Annotated in this window: 4 protein-coding genes; all 4 read left to right on the top strand. The window is 36.6% G+C overall.

Annotated elements, in window-relative coordinates:
* Positions 1–19 precede the first annotated feature (19 nt).
* Positions 20–346, top strand: coding sequence for a type IX secretion system membrane protein PorP/SprF (locus ABN763_RS18910; RefSeq protein ID WP_410487071.1), 327 nt, complete (start codon positions 20–22; stop codon positions 344–346).
* A gap of 493 nt (positions 347–839) precedes the next feature.
* Positions 840–3,677 carry a two-component regulator propeller domain-containing protein gene (locus ABN763_RS18905; RefSeq protein ID WP_410487070.1) on the top strand — a complete coding sequence of 946 codons (2,838 nt, stop codon included), beginning with the start codon at positions 840–842 and terminating at the stop codon, positions 3,675–3,677.
* Positions 3,678–3,719: 42 nt separating this feature from the next.
* Positions 3,720–4,343 (top strand): response regulator, encoded by a 624-nt coding sequence (locus ABN763_RS18900; RefSeq protein ID WP_410487069.1) that lies wholly within the window; start codon positions 3,720–3,722, stop codon positions 4,341–4,343.
* A gap of 75 nt (positions 4,344–4,418) precedes the next feature.
* On the top strand, positions 4,419–8,166 hold a 3,748-nt coding region (locus ABN763_RS18895; protein ID WP_410487068.1), incomplete at its 3' end, for an Ig-like domain-containing protein.

Genomic DNA, 8,166 nt, shown 5'->3' with positions numbered 1-8,166 from the left:
CTTTGAGAAGCAGGCGGGTATTGCTACAGAGGCCACTGATGAGCTGCACTTCTTTGCAGGGGGTGGCTATCATCTAGCAATCAACGAGAACCTTCGATTCACTCCCTCGACGATGGTGCGATTGGTATCGGGTAGTCCGACGACGATCGATCTGACGGGGACCTTTGATATCTACAAGCGGGTGGAGTTAGGACTGAACTACCGACTGAATGAATCAGTGAGTGGACTGGCCTTTGTGAAGATGGCAGAGTGGATGGCTTTTGGGTATGCGTATGACCGATCAACCACCAACATCGGAGACTACAGCAGAGGATCACATGAGGTGTTATTGAGGTTTAATTTATGAACAAAAAAACATCTCATTCTAATGTAATAGACAGTATATCAATACTATTAATAATAGTAGCTATGATTGCTTTGATGTATTGGATAGGATATATTATTTACATTTTTGGAGATGCAGTATTCTAGAAACAAATATTTCATTCCATTAGTGGTGTTAATCATCAGTTTAATCGTTATTGGTATGCTTGTTCTAGCTGTTGAATTTGGTATACTAAAACTATCAAATACTCCATGAAATATTTGAAAATGTGTACAAAGAAACAAGTTGATTATTATGGTTGGTTTATTGATCAAACTTCATCGAGTTTTTAGATTAGTAGTAAAAAGCAGCATATTGGGTTATATGCTGCTTTTTTAACTAATAGTATCACTTAATAAAGATGAGGCCAACACTTTAAAAATTAAAAAACACCTAATCAATCTTATCCTGAAAACTACCCATTCGGGTAGTAAATGTCCATTTAGTTGGCTTGTTTTTTTTGTAGTTTTATTTCATGGGTAAGACCAAACTAATACTTACTTTATGCTGTATCTCCTCAATATTATTTGGGCAACAATACTACAGTCATTATACAACCGCAAATGGTCTGCCTCATGATATTACCTATGGTATTTTTCAAGACGATAAAGATATCATATGGATCGGAACTGATAACGGTTTAGCCAAGTTTGATGGACAGGACTTTACCATTTTTAATACCGATAATGGCCTTCGTACCAATTATATTATTGACATTGATGAAGATGATAAAGGAAATCTCTACTTAGCTTCTTGGGGAGGTGGTGTTCATATCATTAGGAATGATTCCGTAGTAATTCCTGAAATAATGAACGATTCTCTAGAAAAGCTCAATAACATTAGTGTTTTGAACGATACGGTACTCGTTGAGAATTCAAGAGGAAACTATTTATATGTAAAAAATGGAAAGACCTATAACAGAAATAATTATGTCATTTATAAAAACGAGAATAACTCGTATGTTCTAAAAGAGCCTGACCCTCATGAAAGGCCTAACGGTAAATTAAGCTTTTTAGACAATGAGATGATTGTTTATAATGGTAGTTTTCATTTACCCAACAAGGTAGAAAAACTCAGAGGCATTTACAGGGTGGTTGACTATAACAAATTAGTACGAACCTTTCCATTTTTCAAAAATACTATTGTACAAAGTGTTACAAAATTGTCAGATAAGAACTACGTGGCTACCCAAAAGGATACGCTCTTTTTTTTTAACAATCACAGAATAACGCTCGAAACAACCGCTGCAATTGAAGACAGAATTATCGAAAAGATAATACCAATTTCCGCGGATATGTTATTAGTGTTGGCTAAGGATTATAACGGATTCAAAAAGGCGTATTTACATGAAATTTCCAAGAATGAAACTTCTGATTTTTCTAAAATTATACAAACCAAATCCCCGATATCTGATATTCTCAAAGATCATGAAGGGAACCTATGGTTCACAACCCATGGTGACGGGGTATATTGTTTTTACAAAAATGATATACCCATTTCATTTTTAAATGAAAATGCGTTGCCCGAAGTCAATATAAAAGGGATCGTTGAATTAAAAAAAAAGATATATGTGCTAACACCCAATCATTTAACATCGTTAGTTGATTTAAAAAGAGATCAGGTTTTTAATTTAAAAGGAATAAGTAAACAGCTGATTAAATTAAATGATAAAGAAATAGCAGTTAATTTTCTGGGTGAAGAAGAAAAAGACCGTAATTCTTTTCTGAAAAAGACTGCTGCATATAGAACTTTTAAGGTGGATTCTATTGGGGTAATTATACACGCAGACAGCCTTGAAATACCTTCGTTAAAAACTTCGATTGAAGAGAATAGAACATTACTTGATGCCGTTTTTTTTAAAGATACTCTATGGTTTGCAACTAGCACCGGTCCTAGTTATTACGATTATCAAACAAAAACGCTTAAAGACAAAAGCATCAATGGTAAAACCCTTGCAAGCAAACAAATTAAACAGTTTGTGAAACGTAATGATAGCCTTTGGGTTGCAACAACAAAAGGCTTACATCTTCTAAATAAAAATGAAATAAAGCGCTATCAAACAAAAGATGGATTGGTTGATGATCATATCAATACAATGTTAGTCGATCATAGAAATCACTTGTGGATTGGAACACAAAAAGGAGTTTCTGTTTTTAACGGGACTAATTTTGCAAACATTACTGAAAACACCGGACTTTTATCACCATACGTAGAAGTGTTGTTTGAAGATTCAAGAAATAAGGTTTGGATAGGAGGTAACAAAGGTATTTCCTTAATAAATAACCAGAAACCGCTCAAACTACAATCTGCCCCTAGCATAGTTTCCAGCCAAAATAATACGTCATTCGATTATACTATTATTTCCTATAATCGACCCAATGCCCTTTTAGCTGAATTTAAAATTGATGAAAACAAATGGACCGCAATAGAAAATGCAAAAGGAAAACTGCATTTTGATACCTTAAATTCCGGAAAACATCGATTTAAATTGCGCGCAAAAAAACAGGATGGTGTTTGGGGTTATACTCCCGCGTATACGTTTAATGTTACGTTACCTTGGTACAAACAATGGTTGTATGTTTTCGCATTAGTTACGACTATGCTGGCGCTAGTCACTTTTTTTGTAATGAAGCGACTTCGCCAAATTAAAAAGAGAAATCTTGTCTTACAGCAGGCAATTGAAAACCAACAAAAATTAGAATCTGAATTGAATCATGTAAGAGAGAATATTGCACAAGACTTTCATGATGATTTAGGAAATAAACTAGCCCGCATCTCTTTATTATCTAATTTAATTAATAAAGAAGTGTCTAATGACAACAGGAAATTAAGTACTAAGGTGAAACAAATTAATGCTGATGCAAATGATTTATATTTAGGTACGAGAGATTTTATTTTCTCATTAAAAAGTAATAGCGATTACATTGAAGAATTAGTAACTTATTTATCCGATTTTGGAGAGGATTTTTATAGTAAAACAAGGATACGCTTTGTTCTTGAAAATAAGATTAACCAAAACATTCGGCTTCCTTACTATTGGAGTAAGCAATTGATCTATATTTTTAAAGAAACAATGACCAATACCCTAAAACATTCAGCATGTACTGAGGTTAGGCTTACTTTTACCTATGAGAAAAATACATTGTCTATTTGTTGTACTGATAATGGAATAGGTATAACGGCAGATGAAATGAACTCGAATAACGGTATTTTAAACATGAAAAAAAGAGCTGAAAAGATCGGGTGTCAATTGGTGATCACTTCTGAAGAAAAAAAGGGAACCACGGTTTCATTTATTGGAAAAACTGCCTAATAAGGTAGTTTGTTGATACGATCAAAATACTAAATTAGTATGATGAAACATACGGTCGTACTCATTGAAGATAATATACCCTTGAGAGATGGTTTTGTTGAAGTGATCAATGATTCCGATTCCTTTACTGTAGCCGCTGTTTACAATAATTGTGAAGATGCAATTAATAACATTAAAGATGATAGCCCAGATTTCTATTTAATTGATATCGAGTTACCTGGGATGAATGGTGTAAAAGGCACTCAGGAAATCAAAAAGGCACTCCCGCAATGCCAGATTATTATGGTAACCGTATATGAAAATTCTGATGTAGTTTTTGAAGCACTTTGCGCTGGTGCAACTGGCTATTTAACGAAAAAACTAACACCGCAAGAGTTGGTCGATGCTTTGGAAGAGGCCCGTTCAGGTGGGGCACCAATGAGTATTAAGATTGCTAAAATGGTGGTCAGTTCTTTTCAGAAAAAACCAAGTAAAATCAAACTTTCAAATAGAGAACGCGAAGTATTGACTTTATTGGCAGAAGGGAATAGTTATGATGTAATTGCCGACAAACTATTTATCAGCAAGAATACCATAAAGTTCCATTTAAAAAACATCTACATAAAGCTTCAAGTCAATTCGAATATAAAGGCTGTTCAAAAAGCAAATAAAGAAAACCTACTGTAAAAACTACCCTAAAGGGTGATATAGGGGTCTTTTCAACCATATAAATTTGGTTCACAAATCTAAACCAATTTTTATATGAAAAGGATCTTCTTCTTTTTACTACTTAGCTTGAGTATTGGTGCGAATGCTCAAAACATTACGTTTAATGACGCCAATTTTAAGGCAGCCATTATTGCTGATGGTGTAGATACTAATAATGATGGTGAAATCAGTCAGGCGGAAGCGCAGGTCACTACTTCTTTAAGTGTTGCGAATTCTGGTATTACCGATGTTTCTGAATTGTCGTTCTTTACATCATTGATTTCATTGGATTTACAGACAAATGCAATCAGTTCAGTAAATCTATCCTCACAGATGTCGCTTGAAATTTTAAATATGAACAGAACTTCCATTAGTTCTATTGATGTATCCTCCCTGACTTCTTTGAGGAATTTATCACTTTTAAGTGTCAACAATTTAACCGTTTTGGATGTCTCCTCTAACATAGCGCTGGAGGAATTAATCATAGCAGCTTCACCCATTAGTGCTATAGATTTAAGTGCTAACTTAAATTTAGAAGGATTGTCTTGTGGTTTTACCAATGTATCATCATTAGATCTCTCTCTAAATACCAAATTGAAATTTTTGGTATGTAATAATACTAATCTAACCAGTTTGGATTTAAGTAATAATACGGATTTAGATACAATAAGTTGTGAAAATAATAGTATATCATCTCTTACTTTGCCTATTCCATCAAGTGCCGCACTTTTGGGTAATCTTATAGTTCGAAATAACAATCTAACCGCTTTAGATGTGACCGGCTATGAATTCTTAAGTCAACTAGATTGTTCAAATAATAGTTTGGTGCAGTTAAAAATCAACAACGGACCTGGTGCCGATATGAGCAACGGTTCTTTAGTAGCGACCAACAACCCAGGTCTAAGCTGTATTGAGGTGTCCGATGTGACCACAGCAAATAGTAACATTTTTTACACCATAGATGCTACTGCAAGTTACTCCACCTTCTGTAACTACAATATCAATTTCCCCGACCCTAATATGAAAGCAGCAGTCATCGCCCAAGGGGTCGATACCAATAATGATGGTGAGATTCAGGAAAGTGAAGCTTTAGTACCTACAAACTTAACCCTTTTCTCAGTGGCACCCATTACGGATGCAACAGGAATAGAATTTTTTACTTCATTAACCCGACTTAGTATTAATGGGAACTTGACATTTATCGATGTTTCCAATAATATTTTGTTGGAAGAGTTGGGAATTGGAGGTAGTACGGGATTGACCCAATTGGATGTTTCACAAAATACTGCCTTAAAAAGACTTTATATAGAAGGTAATGGATTGACCAGTCTTGATGTGAGTGCATTAAGTGATTTAGAAGAGCTTGGTTGTGGTTCAAATGCGCTTACCTCTTTAGATGTTTCGAACAACCCACAGCTCACGCTATTGAGTTGTATTGGACAGAATATTACCAGTCTTGATTTATCATTAAATAATGCACTGGTTGATGTGGAGTGTTATGATAACAATCTAACGAGTTTAATACTCCCCTCATCAAATACTACCATAAGGCAATTGTATTGCTATGATAATAGTTTAGCAAGCCTTGATATTTCAGGTCTAGCTGCATTAGATGATTTTAATTGTAGAAACAATAATATCTCGGTATTAGATTTTACATCAAACATCGCTTTGCAAGATGTTGAATGTCAGAACAATTCGATTGGTTTTATTGATTTATCAAATAGTCCAGGACTAAGATACTTAGATTGTAGTAATAATGCTCTTACCTATTTAGACATCAAGACGGGTAATACGGCTGGCACCAATTTGTTTTTAGACGCAAGAATGAATGCCAATCTGGAGTGTATTAATGTTGATGATGCCGCTACCGCAGCAACCAATACACGATTTAATAAGGATGCGACTGCTAGTTATTCGGAAAATTGTGGTCCGGTAGTCACAATTTCTAATGCACCAACAACGACTTCAGATCCGTTTGCGGTTACTTTTAATATCGATCGAGATGTAACGGGGTTTGATATAAGTGATATTGTACTGACCAATGCCACTGCCAGTAATTTTGTTTCAGTTACTGCCAGTGAGTATACGGCCTTAATTACCCCAACCTCTATCTGTGCTATCGATATTACGATTGACGTTCCCTCAAATTCAATGTTAGATACGACGAATCGACCGAATGCGGCTGCCGCTCAAGTAATAGTGACAACAGTTGATAATGTAAACCCTACGGTTTTAGGTCAGGATATTACCATACAATTAGATGCTTCAGGACAAGCGAGTATTATCGCTTCCGATATTGACAATGGTAGTACTGATAATTGTGGAATCGCCAGTATTGTAGCCAGTAAAACATCATATAGTTGTGCTGATTTAGGAGTTAATGAGGTGGTACTTACAGTAACGGACACTAATAACAATATAAGCACAACGACGGTTGCAGTAACAGTTGAAGATACTATTAACCCAATCGCTGTAGCTAGAAACATTACTGTACAATTAGACACAACGGGCCAAATAAACGTTGCCGTTGCTGATATTGAAAATGGGTCTAGTGATAATTGTGGGATTGTTAGGTTAAGCACGTTTCCTAGTGTATTTACATGTGCTGATTTAGGCCAAAATAATGTAACGCTAACGATAGAAGACACCTCGGGTAACACCGACACCGCCACAGCCATAGTAACAGTGGAGGACAATCAACCTTTAACAGCCATTGCCCAAGATATTACGGTACAACTGGATGTTAACGGACAAGCTACCATTACCCCACAAGACGTCGATAATGGTTCAGGCAGTGGATGTGGGAACATCAGTTTAAGTTTGGACACCACCACTTTTGATTGTTCCAACATCGGACAGAATACAGTGACGCTGACGGTCACTGAAGGCCCTAATACCGAAACAGCCACAGCCATTGTAACGGTAGAAGACACGATTCCTCCAAGTGTAATCCCTCAAGTCATTACAGTACAGCTAGACAGTAATGGTCAGGCTAGCATTACCCCAACTGACGTTGATAATGGTAGTGCCGATAATTGTGGGATTGCAACAAGAACATTGGATATCACCTCATTTGATTGTTCGAATATCGGGGCCAATACTGTAACATTGACGGTGACGGATAACGAAGGCAATGTAGGCTCATCAACCACCACGGTAACGGTAACAGAAACAGTAGCTCCAACAGCCATCGCCCAGGATATCACGGTACAGTTAGATGCTTCAGGACAAGCCAGTATCACCCCACAACAGATCGATAATGGTTCATCAGATAATTGTGCAGTGGACACATTGACATTAGATCAAACCAGTTTCACCTGTTCAGATTTAGGAACGAATACCGTGACGCTAACGGTCACAGATACTTCTGGCAATTCAGCTACAGCCACTGCAGTCGTGACCGTAGAAGAAGACCCGAACCAACCACTGACTGCTATTGCGCAGGATATTACAGTGCAGTTAGATGCCAATGGATCAGTGACCATCACCCCGCAAGATGTCGATAATGGTTCTAATAGTGGTTGTAACAGTAATCCAACATTAAGCTTGGATATCGATACCTTTGATTGTTCAAATCTCGGAACCAATACTGTCACCCTAACAGCCACACAAGGCAGCATCACTAGTACCGCAACAGCAACGGTAACAGTTGAAGACACCTTAGCACCAACAGTCACCACTCAGGATATCACCCTGACCTTAGATGCTAACAATACAGCCACCATCACAACAAGCGATATCAACAATGGTAGTACTGATAACTGTACGGCAGATACTGATTTGACTTATAGTGTAGATA

Origin of the sequence: Spongiivirga sp. MCCC 1A20706, assembly GCF_046524175.1 — a bacterium.
Taxonomy (GTDB): Bacteria; Bacteroidota; Bacteroidia; order Flavobacteriales; family Flavobacteriaceae; genus Spongiivirga.
This window is presented reverse-complemented; position numbering and strand designations above follow the sequence as displayed.

Excerpts from the sequence above, each read along its gene's own strand:
- ABN763_RS18900 (WP_410487069.1), top strand. The coding sequence starts at position 3,720 with ATGAAACATACGGTCGTACTCATTGAAGATAATATACCCTTGAGAGAT.
- ABN763_RS18905 (WP_410487070.1), top strand. The coding sequence starts at position 840 with ATGGGTAAGACCAAACTAATACTTACTTTATGCTGTATCTCCTCAATA.